This window comes from Klenkia taihuensis, assembly GCF_900112525.1.
Taxonomy (GTDB): domain Bacteria; phylum Actinomycetota; class Actinomycetes; order Mycobacteriales; family Geodermatophilaceae; genus Klenkia; species Klenkia taihuensis.
On the sequence record NZ_FOMD01000004.1, the window covers coordinates 538,841 to 552,637 of the forward strand.

At 77.3% G+C, this 13,797-nt stretch carries 15 protein-coding genes; 13 read left to right on the forward strand and 2 right to left on the reverse strand.

Translation table 11 applies throughout. The annotated features are described in order from the left end of the window. Window positions 1–8 precede the first annotated feature (8 nt). Window positions 9–1,961 (forward strand): primosomal protein N', encoded by a 1,953-nt coding sequence (locus BM158_RS18545; RefSeq protein ID WP_091562881.1) that lies wholly within the window; start codon window positions 9–11, stop codon window positions 1,959–1,961. Here the strand turns inward: BM158_RS18545 and BM158_RS18550 are convergent. After that, a complete protein-coding gene (locus BM158_RS18550; RefSeq protein ID WP_091562884.1) occupies window positions 1,958–2,461 on the reverse strand; it encodes a hypothetical protein in 504 nt (167 codons plus the stop codon). The genes BM158_RS18545 and BM158_RS18550 overlap by 4 nt on opposite strands. 33 nt (window positions 2,462–2,494) lie before the next feature. On the opposite strand from BM158_RS18550, the gene BM158_RS18555 reads away from it, so the two are divergent. Genes BM158_RS18555 through acs form a run of 5 tightly spaced genes read left to right on the forward strand, consistent with a single transcriptional unit; the run spans window position 2,495 to window position 8,054 of the window. After that, a complete protein-coding gene (locus tag BM158_RS18555) occupies window positions 2,495–3,184 on the forward strand; it encodes an aspartate/glutamate racemase family protein (RefSeq protein WP_091562888.1) in 690 nt (229 codons plus the stop codon). 25 nt (window positions 3,185–3,209) lie between these two features. Continuing rightward, entirely contained in the window at window positions 3,210–3,767 is a 558-nt protein-coding gene (gene def / locus BM158_RS18560; protein WP_091562892.1) for a peptide deformylase, read from the forward strand. Further along, complete coding sequence (gene fmt / locus BM158_RS18565) at window positions 3,710–4,693, forward strand: methionyl-tRNA formyltransferase (protein WP_229827767.1); 984 nt, start codon at window positions 3,710–3,712, stop codon at window positions 4,691–4,693. The genes def and fmt overlap by 58 nt, the downstream gene beginning before the upstream one ends. Then, the gene (locus BM158_RS18570) at window positions 4,690–6,120 is read left to right on the forward strand and encodes an RsmB/NOP family class I SAM-dependent RNA methyltransferase (protein WP_091562896.1); all 1,431 of its coding nucleotides are present in this window, start codon (window positions 4,690–4,692) and stop codon (window positions 6,118–6,120) included. Before fmt ends, BM158_RS18570 begins: the two co-directional genes overlap by 4 nt. Continuing rightward, window positions 6,117–8,054, forward strand: a complete 1,938-nt coding sequence (gene acs, locus BM158_RS18575; protein WP_091562899.1) for an acetate--CoA ligase — start codon at window positions 6,117–6,119, stop codon at window positions 8,052–8,054. The genes BM158_RS18570 and acs overlap by 4 nt, the downstream gene beginning before the upstream one ends. A gap of 39 nt (window positions 8,055–8,093) precedes the next feature. Here the strand turns inward: acs and BM158_RS18580 are convergent, their stop codons facing one another. Continuing rightward, complete coding sequence (locus tag BM158_RS18580; protein ID WP_091562903.1) at window positions 8,094–8,693, reverse strand: hypothetical protein; 600 nt, start codon at window positions 8,691–8,693, stop codon at window positions 8,094–8,096. A 180-nt stretch (window positions 8,694–8,873) separates the two neighbouring features. On the opposite strand from BM158_RS18580, the gene BM158_RS18585 reads away from it, so the two are divergent. The 7 genes from BM158_RS18585 to BM158_RS18615 are packed head-to-tail and all read left to right on the forward strand — an operon-like array spanning window position 8,874 to window position 13,794. Then, a complete protein-coding gene (locus tag BM158_RS18585) occupies window positions 8,874–9,326 on the forward strand; it encodes a hypothetical protein (protein WP_091562906.1) in 453 nt (150 codons plus the stop codon). Between the two features lie 40 nt (window positions 9,327–9,366). Next, entirely contained in the window at window positions 9,367–10,044 is a 678-nt protein-coding gene (gene rpe / locus BM158_RS18590; protein WP_229827766.1) for a ribulose-phosphate 3-epimerase, read from the forward strand. Further along, window positions 10,041–11,102, forward strand: coding sequence for a bifunctional diaminohydroxyphosphoribosylaminopyrimidine deaminase/5-amino-6-(5-phosphoribosylamino)uracil reductase RibD (gene ribD, locus BM158_RS18595; RefSeq protein ID WP_229827765.1), 1,062 nt, complete (start codon window positions 10,041–10,043; stop codon window positions 11,100–11,102). Before rpe ends, ribD begins: the two co-directional genes overlap by 4 nt. After that, window positions 11,102–11,710 carry a riboflavin synthase gene (locus tag BM158_RS18600; RefSeq protein WP_091562913.1) on the forward strand — a complete coding sequence of 203 codons (609 nt, stop codon included), beginning with the start codon at window positions 11,102–11,104 and terminating at the stop codon, window positions 11,708–11,710. The genes ribD and BM158_RS18600 overlap by 1 nt, the downstream gene beginning before the upstream one ends. Then, window positions 11,707–12,996 (forward strand): bifunctional 3,4-dihydroxy-2-butanone-4-phosphate synthase/GTP cyclohydrolase II, encoded by a 1,290-nt coding sequence (locus tag BM158_RS18605; protein WP_229827764.1) that lies wholly within the window; start codon window positions 11,707–11,709, stop codon window positions 12,994–12,996. Before BM158_RS18600 ends, BM158_RS18605 begins: the two co-directional genes overlap by 4 nt. Window positions 12,997–13,021: 25 nt before the next feature. Further along, on the forward strand, window positions 13,022–13,531 hold the full coding sequence (ribH, locus tag BM158_RS18610) for a 6,7-dimethyl-8-ribityllumazine synthase (RefSeq protein ID WP_091562917.1): 510 nt from the start codon (window positions 13,022–13,024) through the stop codon (window positions 13,529–13,531). Next, a complete protein-coding gene (locus tag BM158_RS18615; protein WP_091064681.1) occupies window positions 13,528–13,794 on the forward strand; it encodes a phosphoribosyl-ATP diphosphatase in 267 nt (88 codons plus the stop codon). The genes ribH and BM158_RS18615 overlap by 4 nt, the downstream gene beginning before the upstream one ends. Window positions 13,795–13,797 lie beyond the last annotated feature (3 nt).

A 13,797-nucleotide genomic window follows, 5' to 3' on the forward strand; every position in this document is an offset into this window, starting at 1 on the left:
ATGGGGCCGTGCGCGTAGCCCGGGTCGTCGTCGACGTCCCGCTGGCGCACCTGGACCGGCCCTTCGACTACGCCGTCCCCGACGACCTCGGGGACGGCGTCGTCGCGGGCTGCCGGGTGCGCGTCCGGTTCGCCGGCCGGCTCGTCGACGGCGTCGTCGTCGAGGTCGGGACGACGACCGACCACACCGGGAAGCTCGCCCCGCTGGCCAAGCTCGTCTCCTCCGAGCCGGTGCTCACCCCCGAGGTGGCCGAGCTCGCCCGGGTGGTGGCCGACCGGTACGCCGGCACGCTGACCGACGTGCTGCGGCTGGCCCTGCCGCCGCGGCGGGGTGCGCCGGAGAAGCGCCCGGTCGCCGACCCGCCCCCGCCGCCGGAGCCGCCGGACCCGGCCGGCTTCGCCCGCTACCCGACCGGCGACGCCTTCCTGGAGGCGCTGGCCGCCGGCCGCCCGGTCCGCGCGGTGTGGACGGCGCTGCCCGGCGAGGACTGGCCGGCCCGGCTGGCCGAGCTGTGCCGCGCCACGCTGTCCGGCGGGCGGGGTGCCCTGGTGGTCGTCCCCGACGGCAAGGACCTCGACCGGCTGGCCGCCGCCGCGGCCGCGGTGCTGCCGAAGGAGGCGGTCGCGGTGCTGCGTGCCGACGCCGCCCCCGACACCCGCTACGGCCGCTTCCTGTCCGTCTCCCGGGGCACCGCGCAGGTCGTGCTCGGCACCCGCGCCGCCATGTTCGCCCCGGTCCGCGACCTGGGCCTGGTGGTCGTGTGGGACGACGGCGACGACCTGCACGCCGAGCCGCGCGCGCCCTACCCGCACACCCGCGACGTGCTGGTGCAGCGCGCCCACCTGGCCGGCTGCTCGGCGGTGGTGGCCGCGACCGCGCGCACCGCGGAGGCCGCGCTGCTGGTGGAGTCGGGCTGGGCGCACGAGCTGGTCGCCGACCGCGCGGTGCTGCGCGCCGCTGCCCCCCGCGTGCAGGCCCTCGGCGCGGACTCCGAGCTGGCCCGCGACCCCGCCGCCCGCACCGCCCGGCTGCCGTCCCTGGCGTTCCGGGTCGCCCGCGAGGCGCTCGCCGCCGGGGCCCCGGTGCTGGTGCAGGTGCCGCGCGCCGGCTACGCGCCCGGGCTGGTCTGCGACCGCTGCCGGGCGCCCGCCCGGTGCGCGCACTGCGCCGGGCCGCTCGGCGTCGCCGCCGCGCCCGGCCCCGGTGGCCAGCGGGTCGCGGCCTGCCGGTGGTGCGCCCGCCCCGCCGCGGTCTTCGACTGCCCGCACTGCCACGGCACGAAGCTGCGCGCCTCGGTGGTGGGGTCCGCCCGCACCGCGGAGGAGCTCGGCCGTGCCTTCCCGGGTGCCGCGGTGCGGGTCAGCGGCCGGGGGTCGGTGCTGGCCGACGTCGAGGCCGGCCCGGCGATCGTGGTCGCCACCCCGGGTGCCGAGCCCGTGGTGCCCGGTGGCTACGGCGCCGCGCTGCTGCTCGACGGCTGGGCGCTGCTCGGCCGGCCCGACCTGCGCGCGGGCGAGGAGACGCTGCGCCGCTGGATGGGCGCCGCGGCCCTGGTCCGCCCGGCCGGCGAGGGCGGGCAGGTCGTGGTGGCCACCGACGCCGCGCACCCGGTCGCCCAGGCGCTGGTGCGCTGGGACCCGGCGGGGCTGGCCGCGCGCGAGCTCGCCGACCGGCGCGAGCTGGGCTTCCCGCCGGCCACCCGGATGGCGGCGCTGTCGGCGTCGCCGGCCGCGCTGGCGGAGTTCCTGGAGCTCCTGCGCCCGCCCGCGGGCGCCGACGTCCTCGGCCCGGTGCCCGAACCGGCCCGGCCGGGCCACGAGGCGGGGGAGCGGTACCTGGTCCGGGTGGCGCGCCCCGACGGGCTCGCGCTGGCCCGGGCGCTGAGCGAGGTGCAGGGCGTGCGGTCGGCGCGCAAGGCCGCCGAGCACGTCCGGGTGCAGCTGGACCCCGAGGCCCTCTAGCGCTCGACCTCGGCGAGCTCGGCCTCCCAGGCGGCGACGTCGGCGTCCTCACGGGCCTGCCGCTCGTCGGCTGCGATGCGCAGCGTGGCCCGCCGCCACCACAGCGGCAGCGTGGACACCGCGGTCACCACGCCCGCGGCCACGCCCAGCGCGCGGTGCGGCCGGGCCACCCCGCGGCGGGCCAGCACCCGGGCCAGCGGGCCGTCGGCCACGGTGGTCAGCAGGCCCCAGCCCACCGAGACCAACCCGGCGGCCATGCCCAGCTGCTGCTCGGGCGGGGAGACCGGGCGCGGCGGGCGGCCGGCCGCGATCGCGCGCACGGTGGGCACCTCCGAGAGGGCCGCGTCGGCGAGGACGGCGCCGGCCACCGCGGCGTAGGTGCGCCGCCGGGCGGGGGAGCGCTTGGGGTGGTCCAGGGCCGCTTCGCCTGTGCCGACCACGACGCCGTCCAGGACGCTGCTGACGAGGGCACGGGCACGGTGCCGGGTACCGGGAGCCATACCGCACCGTACCGGGGATGGCACGGTGGGCGGGTGCGGACGATCGGGTTGCTGGGCGGGATGAGCTGGGAGAGCAGCGCGCTGTACTACCGGCTGCTCAACGAGGGCGTGCGCGACCGGCTCGGCGGGCTGCACAGCGCCCGGTGCGTGCTGCTGTCGGTCGACTTCGCCGGCGTCGAGGCGCTGCAGGTCGCCGGGGACTGGGCCGGCGCGGGGGAGCTGCTGGCCGCCGACGCCGCCGCGGTGCAGGCGGCCGGGGCCGACCTCGTGCTGCTGTGCACCAACACGATGCACCGGGTGGCGCCGGCGCTGGAGGCGGTGCTCGACGTCCCGCTGCTGCACATCGCCGACGTCACCGCCCGGGCGGTCACCGCCGCCGGGCTCACCCGGGTGGGCCTGCTGGGCACGGCGTTCACCATGGAGCAGCCGTTCCTGCGCGACCGGCTGGCCGCCGGGGGCCTCGACGTCCTGGTGCCGGGGGCCGACGACCGGGCCGAGGTGCACCGGGTGGTCTACGAGGAGCTGTGCCGCGGCGTGGTCAGCGACGCCTCCCGCGCCCGGTTCGTCGAGGTGGTCGGGCGGCTGGCCGCCGACGGTGCGCAGGGCGTCGTGCTCGGCTGCACGGAGATCGAGCTGCTGCTCGGACCGGGGGACGTCGACGTCCCCGTCTTCGCCACCACGGCGCTGCACGTGCAGGCCGCCCTGGACGCCGCGCTCGCCTGACCCCCGCCCCGCCTAGACTCGCCTGGTGAGCGTCACCCCGATCCGGATCATGGGCGACCCGGTGCTGCGCACCCCGGCCGCCCCCGTCGTCGACTTCGACGCCGAGCTGCGCCGGCTGGTCACCGACCTGACCGAGACCATGCACGCCGCCGGCGGGGCCGGGCTGGCCGCGCCGCAGATCGGCGTCGGCCTGCGCGTGTTCACCTGGTACGTCGACGGCGAGGTCGGCCACCTGGTCAACCCCGACGTCGTCCCGGTCGGCGAGGAGACCGAGGAGGACGCCGAGGGCTGCCTGTCCATCCCCGGCTTCCGCTTCGACTGCCGCCGGCACCTCTACGTCGCGGCCAGCGGGTGGGACATGCACGGCGAGCCGATCCGGGTGGAGGGCTCGCACAAGCTGGCCCGCGCCATCCAGCACGAGACCGACCACCTGGACGGCGTGCTGTTCGTGGACCGGCTCGACGCGCAGGCCCGCGAGGCCGCGCTCTCGGTGCTGGCCGACGCCGAGTGGCAGGGCCACCAGGCGTGGCTGCCGCAGGGCGAGCCGGCCCCGGCGCCCGTGGTGAAGGTGAGCCCGCACTGAAGCTCCTGTTCGCCGGCACGCCGGCCCCCGCCGTCCCGGCGCTGCAGGCCCTGCTGGCCAGCGACCACGACGTCGTCGCCGTCCTCACCCGGCCCGACGCCCGGGCCGGGCGCGGCCGCCGCGAGGTGCGCTCGCCGGTCGCCCAGGCCGCCGACGCCGCCGGCATCCCGGTGCTGCAGCCGCCCACGCCCCGCGAGCCCGCCTTCCTCGAGCAGTTCGCCGCCCTGGGCGTCGACTGCGCGCCGGTGGTCGCCTACGGCGCGCTGGTGCCGCCGGCCGCGCTGGAGGTCCCGGCGCACGGCTGGGTCAACCTGCACTTCTCGCTGCTGCCCGCCTGGCGCGGCGCCGCCCCGGTGCAGCACGCCCTGATGGCCGGTGACGAGGTCACCGGGGCGTGCACCTTCCGGCTCGAGCAGGGCCTGGACACCGGCCCGGTCTACGGCGTCGTCACCGAGGAGGTCCGGCCCCGCGACACCGCCGGTGACCTGCTGGAGCGGCTCGCGGTCAGCGGTGCCGGCCTGCTGGTGGCCACCCTGGACGGCATCGCCGACGGCTCGCTCGCCCCGGTGCCCCAGCCCGCCGAGGGCGTCTCGCTGGCGCCCAAGGTGGAGACCGCCGACGCCCGGGTCGACTGGTCACTGCCCGCGCACGTGGTCGACCGCCGGGTCCGCGGGGTCACCCCGGCACCCGGCGCCTGGACGACGTGGCGCGGCGAGCGGTTGCGGCTGGGCCCGGTCGAGCCGTTGCCCACCTCGCTGGGCCTGGCGCCGGGCGAGGTGTCGGTCGGGGCCTCGGGCGTGCTGGTCGGCACCGGCCGCGGCAGCGTGCGGCTGGGCCAGGTGCAGCCGGCCGGCAAGAGGATGCTGCCGGCCCCCGACTGGGCGCGCGGCGCCCGGCCGGCCGCCGGGGAGGTGGTGGGCGCGTGACCCCCGCACCGCGGCGCCGCGGCCCCACCGGCCGCCCCGCCGGGCCGCGCAGCCGGCAGAACCGCCCCGAGAGCCGGTGGTCCCGCCCGGTGCTGGACGGCGCCCGGCTGACCGCCTACGACGTGCTGCACGGGGTGTCCTCCCGCGACGCCTACGCCAACCTGCTGCTGCCCCAGCTGCTGCGCGAGCGCGCCGCCGACCTCGGCCCGCGGGACGCCGCCTTCACCACCCAGCTCGCCTACGGCACGCTGCGCGCCACCGGCACGCTGGACGCCGTCCTCACCGGGCTCGTCTCCCGGCCGCTGGCCGAGCTGCAGCCCGAGCTGCTGGACCTGCTCCGGCTGGGCACCTACCAGCTGCTGGACCTGCGGGTGCCGGCGCACGCCGCGGTGGACACCACCGTCGCGCTCGCCCGGGCCATCGTCGGCACCGGCGGGTCCGGGGTGGTCAACGCCGTGCTGCGCAAGGTGGCCGCCGGCGGCACCCGCGAGCAGTGGGTGGAGGCCCTCGGGGCCACCGGGGACGAGCGGCTCTCGCTGCTCACCGACCACCCGCAGTGGGTCATCGACGCCTGGCGCGACGCGCTCGGTCCCGAGGTCGCCGACGCGGAGCTCGAGGCCGCGCTGCTGGCCGACGACGAGGCCCCCGAGGTGCACCTGGTGGCCCGCGCGGTCGACCGGGCCACGCTCATCGCCGAGTCCGACGGCCTGCCCGGGCCGTGGTCGCCGTACGCGGTGCGCCTGGAGGGCGGGGACCCCGGCAAGCTGCCCTCGGTCCGGGCCGGCGCGGCCGGGGTGCAGGACGAGGGCTCGCAGGTGGCCGCGCTCGCCCTGGTGCGCGCGCCGCTGGAGGGCACCGACGCCCGCTGGCTGGACATGTGCGCCGGCCCCGGCGGGAAGGCCGCGCTGCTGGCCGCCGTCCGTCCCGAGGGGGTCGCGCTGACCGCGGCCGACCGCTCCGAGCACCGGGTCGGCCTGGTCGCCTCCGCGCTGCGCGACGCGGCCGACGTCGACCTGCACGTCACCGACGGCCGCACCGGCCCGTGGGAGCCGGGCAGCTTCGACCGGGTGCTGCTCGACGCCCCGTGCACCGGCCTGGGCGCGCTGCGCCGCCGTCCCGAGGTCCGCTGGCGTCGCACCCCCGAGGACGTCGAGCCCCTGGCCGACCTGCAGCGGGAGCTGCTGGCCGCCGCGCTGGACGCCGTCCGGCCCGGGGGCGTGGTGGCCTACGTGACCTGCTCCCCGCACACCGCCGAGACCGTGGACGTCGTCGCGTCGGTGACCGGCCGGGACGACGTCGAGGTGCTGCCGGTGGCGCCGCTGTTCCCCGGGGTGCCCGACGCGGCCCGGGGCGGGGCGCTGCAGCTGTGGCCGCACCGGCACGGCACCGACGCGATGTTCGTCGCCCTGCTGCGGCGCACCCGGTGACGGACGCCCTGCCGCCGCCCCCGGCCTTCGCCGCGGTGGCCAACGTCCGGGCGGGGGTGCGGGAGCGCGCTGACGCCGACCCGCCGGCCTTCTGGGCCGAGCAGGCGGGCCGGCTGACCTGGGACCGGCCCTGGGACACCGCGCACGACGACCGGGACTGGCCCACCGCCCGCTGGTTCGACGGCGGGCGGCTCAACGTGGCCGTCAACTGCGTCGACCGGCACGTCGACGCCGGGCGCGGGGAGAAGGTCGCGCTGCACTGGGAGGGCGAGCCCGGCGACCGGCGCACCGTCACCTACGCCCAGCTGCACGAGCAGGTGCAGCGGCTGGCGAACGGGCTGACCGAGCTCGGCGTCGGGCCCGGCGACCGGGTGGTGCTGTACCTGCCGGTGCTGGTCGAGACCGTCGTCGCCACGATGGCCTGCGCCCGCATCGGGGCGGTGGTCAGCCTGGTCTTCGGCGGCTTCTCCGCCGACGCGCTGCGCTTCCGGGTCGCCGACACCGGCGCCACCGTGGTGGTGGCCAGCGACGGGCAGTTCCGCCGCGGCGCGGCCGTGCCGGTGAAGTCCGTCGTCGACGAGGCGGTCGCCGGGCTCGACCACGTCGCGCACGTGCTGGTGGTCCGCCGCACCGGCTCCGACGACGTCCCCTGGACCCCGGGCCGGGACGTGTGGTGGCACGACCTGCTCGACCGCCAGCCCGCGGCGCACACCGCGCAGTCCTTCCCCGCCGAGCACCCGCTGTTCATCGTCTACACGTCGGGCACCACCGGCCGGCCCAAGGGCCTGGTGCACACCAGCGGCGGCTACCTGACCCAGGCCAGCTGGACGCACTGGGCGCTGTTCGACCTGCGGGACGACGACGTCTACTGGTGCCAGGCCGACCTGGCCTGGGTCACCGCGCACACCTACGTGCTCTACGGGCCGCTGTCCAACGGCGCCACCCAGGTCGTCTACGAGGGCAGCCCGCTCACCCCGCACCCGGGCCGGCACTTCGAGGTCATCGAGCGGTACGGCGTCACCACCTACTACACGGCGCCGACGCTGGTCCGGACCTTCATGAAGCACGGGCCGCAGCTCCCGGCCGGCCACGACCTGAGCTCGCTGCGGCTGCTCGGCTCGGTGGGGGAGGCGATCAACCCCGAGGCGTGGCGGTGGCTGCACGAGCACGTCGGCGGCGGCCGGTGCCCGGTGGTGGACACCTGGTGGCAGTCCGAGACCGGGGCGGCGGTGATCGCGCCGCTGCCGGGCGTGACCCCGCTCAAGCCCGGGTCGGCGACCCTGGCGCTGCCCGGGATGGCCGTCGCCGTGGTCGACGACGACGGCCGTGAGACCCCGCCCGGGGTGGAGGGCAACCTGGTCATCACCCGGCCGGGGCCCGGCATGGCGCGCACCGTGTGGGGCGACCACGACCGGTTCGTCCGCTCGTACTGGGCGCCCTACGCCGACCGCCGCTGGTACCTGGCCGGGGACTCCGCCTCCCGCGACGAGGACGGCTACGTCTGGATCGGCGGCCGCATCGACGACGTGCTCAACGTGTCCGGGCACCGCCTGAGCAGCATCGAGCTGGAGTCCGCCCTGGTCTCCCACCCGCGGGTCGCGGAGGCCGCGGTGGTCGGGGCACCCGACGACGTCACCGGCCAGCGCATCGTGGCCTTCGTGATCACCCGCGCCGGGGACGCCGACGACAGCGGGCTGGCCGAGGAGCTGCGCGCGCACGTGGCCACCCGGGTGGGCGCGGTGGCCAAGCCGCGCGAGGTCGTCGTCGTCACCGACCTGCCCAAGACCCGATCCGGGAAGATCATGCGCCGGTTGATGGCCGACATGACCGCCGGCCGCGGGGGCGGGGACACCACGTCGCTGACCGACCCCGCCGCGATGACCGCCGTCGAGTCCGCCTGGACCGACCACCGCCGCACGTCGCCGGGGGCCTGACCGCCCGGGTGGGAGGTGATCCCCCGCGGCGGGAGGCCGTCACGACGACCTCCGCCCGTCGGCGACCACCTCCGACCCGTGGGCAGCGAGCCACCGCCGCGCGGTCCGCCGGTCCCGCACGGCCTTGCCGGCCAGGACGACCGCCAGCACCACCCAGGTGACCCCGAGGACGGCACGCCAGCCGTCGTCGGCGGCCCGCAGGACCCAGAGGACGCCGAGGGCCAGGTAGAAGGGGGACAGCCACAGGCCGGCCCGGGCGTCCGACGCCTCCTTCTCCGCCTTCGCCAGCACGCGTGCCCGGGCACCGGGCGGCGCGGGCAGGCCGTGTCGCAGGGCGTGGTCGGCCCGGGCCTCGCCGGCGTCGTCGGCCAGGTCGGCAGCGGCGGCGGAGCCGTCCCGGCGGCCGGCGAGCAGGCGCCGCGGGCTCTCGCCGGCCTGCCGCTCCAGCCACCACCAGCCGGCCCCCACCGTGGCCAGGAGCAGCACCAGCAGACCGAGAGGGAGGACGTCGGGCGGGCCGTCGGCGACCTGGGGGGCCAGCAGGAGGGCGGCGCCGGTGAGCGCACCGGCCACCCAGCCGGCGCGGCGGCGGAACCGTCGGCGCCGGCCCAGCCGCAGCCAGAGCTCGTCGTCGTCCACGCCACCTCCCGGGTCGGGTGATGATCATGGAGGGTTGCCGGACGTCGTGCACGGCGGCCGGCTGCCGATCGCTGCGCAGACCGTCGCGGATGTGGGGCGACCCGGTTTCGGAGGGCGCTGCGCTGGCCATTCCCTCCGCACGCCCGAGCACCGCGGTGAGCGGCCGGGCGGAGGCGTGGTGTGGACGGCGTCGAGGTGGAGCTGCGGGACGGCGGCGCAGCCGCGGTGGTGACCGCCCGCGGCGAGGTGCGCCGGGAGGTGGACCTGCTGGCCGACCTGCTGGCCGGCGCCCTGGTGCGCACGGCGGACCGGCCGGCGGTGCTCGACGTCCGCGAGCTGTGGCTGTGCCGGCCCGCCGCGGTGGTCGTGCTGCGCGGCGCCGTGCTGGCCCGGCCCCCGGGTGCGGTGACCGTGGTGCTGGCCCGGACGGCGACCCGGCGCCGGCTGCGCGGGCTGTTCTGCGCCGAGGTGGCCTGGTACCCGGCGGAGCTGCGCACGCCCTGGCTGGGGGTCACCGCGGCGTTGGCGCACCGGCGGCACCAGCTGACCGCCGAGGACCGGTCGCACCCGGTGGCCGACCCGCTGGCCGAGCTGCTGTGGGCGGCGGCACAGGAGTGCGCCGGCCACGGGTGACCCCGCCGCCCCGGCCCGGGGCGGCACCTAGGATCACCGGGTGCCACGCCGCCCGATGATCGCGCCCAGCCTGCTCTCGGCGGACTTCGCCCGCCTGGCCGACGAGCTCGCCCGCATCGCCGACGCCGACTGGGCGCACGTGGACGTCATGGACGCCCACTTCGTGCCCAACCTGACCCTCGGCGAGCCGGTGGTGAAGGCCATCCAGGCGGTCAGCCCGGTGCCGCTGGACTGCCACCTGATGATCGAGGACCCCGAGCGGTGGGCCCCCGCCTACGCCGAGCTCGGCGCCCGCAACGTCACCGTGCACGCCGAGGCGTGCACTGGTGACCCCCGCGCCCTGGCCAAGGACCTCCGGGCCGCGGGCGCGCTGGCCGGCCTGGCGATCAAGCCGGGCACCCCGCTCGAGGGGTACACCGAGGTGCTGCGCGACTTCGACACCCTGCTGGTGATGAGCGTGGAGCCCGGCTTCGGCGGCCAGTCGTTCATGCCCGAGGTGCTGGACAAGGTCCGCGAGGCCCGCCGGCTGGTCGACACCGGCCACCTGACCCTGCTGGTCGAGATCGACGGCGGCATCAACGCCGACACGGTGGAGGCTGCCGCCGAGGCCGGGGTGGACATGTTCGTCGCCGGGTCGGCCGTCTACGGGGCCGACGACCCGTCCGCGGCGATCGCGTCGCTGCGCGCGCAGGCCGCCCGTTCCTTCCCCGGCCAGTGACCGACCCGGTCACCGCCGCCGCGATGGCCCGGGCCCGGGAGCTCGGGTGGACGGCGCTGGGCCGCACGAGCCCGAACCCGGCCGTGGGCGCGGTCGTCCTGGACGCGGCCGGCCGGGTGGTCGGCGAGGGCGCCACCGCGCCCCCCGGCGGCCCGCACGCCGAGGTCGCCGCGCTGGCGCAGGCGGGGGAGCGGGCCCGGGGCGGCACCGCCGTCGTCACCCTGGAGCCCTGCGACCACACCGGCCGCACCGGCCCGTGCAGCGAGGCGCTGCTGGCCGCCGGCGTCGCCCGGGTGGTCGTCGCCGTCCCCGAGCCGACCGGGCTGGCCGCCGGCGGGGCGCAGCGGCTCCGTGCGGCGGGGGTGGACGTCGTCACCGGCGTCGAGCAGGACGCCGCCGAGGACGGCGCGCTGGCGCCCTGGCTGCTCGGCGTCCGGGAGCAGCGGCCCCAGGTGGTCTGGAAGGTCGCCACCACCCTCGACGGCCGCGTCGCCGCGGCCGACGGCACCAGCCGCTGGATCACCGGCCCGGTCGCCCGCGCGCAGGTGCACCGGCTGCGCGCCACCTGCGACGCCGTCCTCGTCGGGTCGGGCACCGTGCTCACCGACGACCCGCAGCTCACCGTCCGCGACGCCGACGGGGCCGACGCCGACCGCCAGCCGCTGCGGGTGGTGCTCGACCGCCGCGGCCGGGTGCCCGCCGGCGCCCGGGTGCACGACGGCGCCGCCCGCACCCACGTCTCCACCGCCCCCGACCCGGGCGCGCTGCTGGGCGAGCTGTGGGACCTCGACGTCCGGCGGGTGCTGCTGGAGGGCGGGCCGACGCTGGCCGCGGCGTTCCTGTCCGCGGGCCTGGTCGACGAGGTGGTGGCGCACCTGGCGCCCCAGTTGCTGGGCGCGGGTCCCGCGCTCGTGGGGGACCTGGGAATCAGCACGATGGCCGCCGCGCTGCAGCTCACACCCGTGGACGTCACCCCGCTGGGGAGGGACGTGCAGCTGCGCTTCCGTCCCACCCGGCACACTGGTGGCGTCATGACACCCGAGGAGACGACCGACTGATGTTCACCGGCATCGTGGAGGAGGTCGGCACCCTCGTCGTCCGCGACGACCAGGGCGACTCCGCCCGCCTGCAGCTGCGCGGCGCCAAGACCCTCGAGGGCGTGGCCCTCGGCGACTCCATCGCGGTCAACGGCGTCTGCCTGACCGTGACGGCGGTCGAGGACGGCGTGTGGTCCACCGACGTCATGGCCGAGACGCTGCGCCGCAGCAGCCTCGGCGCGCTGACCACCGGCGACCCGGTCAACCTGGAGCGCGCGGTCACCGCCGGCACCCGGCTGGGCGGGCACATCGTGCAGGGCCACGTCGACGGCGTGGGCACCGTCGTCTCCCTCAGCCCCAGCGAGCACTGGACCGTGGTGCGCGTCGGCCTGCCCGACGGCATCGCCCGCTACGTGGTGGAGAAGGGCTCGATCACCGTCGACGGCGTGTCCCTCACCGTCAGCGCCTGCTCCGCCGCCGACGACCCGCAGCCCTGGCTCGAGGTCTCCCTCATCCCCACCACGCTGCGCGAGACCACCCTGGGCACCCGCGCCGCCGGTGACCCGGTCAACCTGGAGGTGGACGTCATCGCCAAGTACGTCGAGCGACTGCTGGGGGCACGCGCGTGAGCGGCCACCGGCTGGACTCCATCGAGGACGCGATCGCCGCGATCAAGGCCGGCAAGCCGGTCGTGGTCATCGACGACGAGGACCGCGAGAACGAGGGCGACCTGATCTTCGCCTCCGAGCTCGCCACCCCCGAGCTGGTGGCCTTCATGGTCCGCTACACCTCGGGCTACATCTGCGTCGCGGTCACCGAGGAGGACGCCGACCGGCTGGACCTGCCGCCCATGTTCCGGGTGAACCAGGACCGCCGCGGCACCGCCTACACCGTCACCGTCGACGCCCGCGAGGGCATCGGCACCGGCATCTCGGCCACCGACCGGGCGCACACCATCCGGCTGCTCGCCGACTCCGGCACCAGCAGCGCCGACCTCTCGCGCCCGGGCCACGTCGTCCCGCTGCGGGCCCGCGACGGCGGCGTGCTGCGCCGCCCCGGCCACACCGAGGCCGCCGTCGACCTGGCGGTGCTCGCCGGGTTGCGCCCCTCGGGCGTGCTGTGCGAGCTGGTCAGCGAGAAGGACCCGATCGGCATGGCCCGCACCGACGAGCTGCGCGTCTTCGCCGACGAGCACGACCTGGTCATGTGCTCCATCGCGGACCTCATCGCGTACCGCAAGCGCTTCGACAAGCTGGTCGAGCGGGTCGCCGAGGCCCAGGTGCCGCTGGCGCCGGGGCTGTTCACCGCGGTCGGCTACTCCAGCTCCTACGACGACCGCGAGCACGTCGCCTTCGTCTACGGCGACCTCGGCGACGGCGAGGACGTGCTGGTCCGGGTGCACTCCGAGTGCCTCACCGGCGACGTGTTCGGCTCGCTGCGCTGCGACTGCGGCCCCCAGCTGGACGCCGCGCTGCAGGCCGTCGCGCAGGAGGGCCGGGGCGTCGTGCTCTACATCCGCGGCCACGAGGGCCGGGGCATCGGCCTGCTGCACAAGCTGCAGGCCTACCAGCTGCAGGACGCCGGCGTGGACACCGTCGACGCCAACCTCGACCTCGGCCTGCCCGCCGACGCCCGCGACTACGGCACCGGCGCGCAGATCCTCGTCGACCTCGGTGTGCACTCCATGCGGCTGCTGACCAACAACCCGGCCAAGCGGGCCGGGCTGGAGGGCTACGGCCTGCGGATCACCGGCCGGGTCGGCCTGCCCACCCACGTGACGCCGGAGAACATCGGCTACCTGCGGACCAAGCGCGACCGCATGGGCCACATCCTCGACATCGTCGACCCGGGCGAGGACATCCCGGTCCCGGTCGGCACCCGCACGCCCATCCGGGCACCCGAGCAGGACCAGTGACCACCACGACGCAGGGGAGACGACGATGAGCGGTAGCGGGGCACCGGGCGCGCAGAAGGTCGACGCGTCCGGCATCAAGCTGGGCATCGTCGCGGCCCGCTGGCACCACGTCATCTGCGACTCCCTGCTGGAGCGGGCGCTGGCCTGCGCCGCCGAGATGGGCGTGGTCGACCCCACCGTCGTGCGGGTCAGCGGCGCCCTCGAGCTGCCCGTGGTGGCGCAGGCGCTGGCCGCCGACCACGACGCCGTGGTGGCCCTCGGCGTCGTCATCCGCGGCGGCACCCCGCACTTCGAGTACGTCTGCGACGCCTTCACCGCCGGGCTGACCCGGGTGTCCCTGGACACCGGCGTGCCGATCGGCAACGGCGTGCTGACCACCGAGGGCGAGGGCCAGGCCCGCGACCGCGCCGGCCTCGAGGACTCCGCGGAGGACAAGGGCTGGGAGGCCACCGTCGCCGCCCTGGACACCGCCCTCACGCTGCGCGGGCTGCGCACCCCCAAGCGCGACACCGGGTTCGGGATCGGCACCTCGTGAGCACCACGTTCGACGACCTGTTCGCCCAGCTGCAGGCCAAGGCGGCCGCCGGCGACCCCGCCTCGGGCACCGTCGCCGCCCTGGCCGGCGGGGTGCACGGCGTGGGCAAGAAGGTCGTCGAGGAGGCCGCGGAGAGCTGGATGGCCGCCGAGCACGAGGACGGCGACCGGGCCGCCGAGGAGATCAGCCAGCTCCTCTACTGGACCCAGGTCCTCATGCTGGCCAAGGGCCTCACCCTCGAGGACGTGTACTCACACCTGTGACCG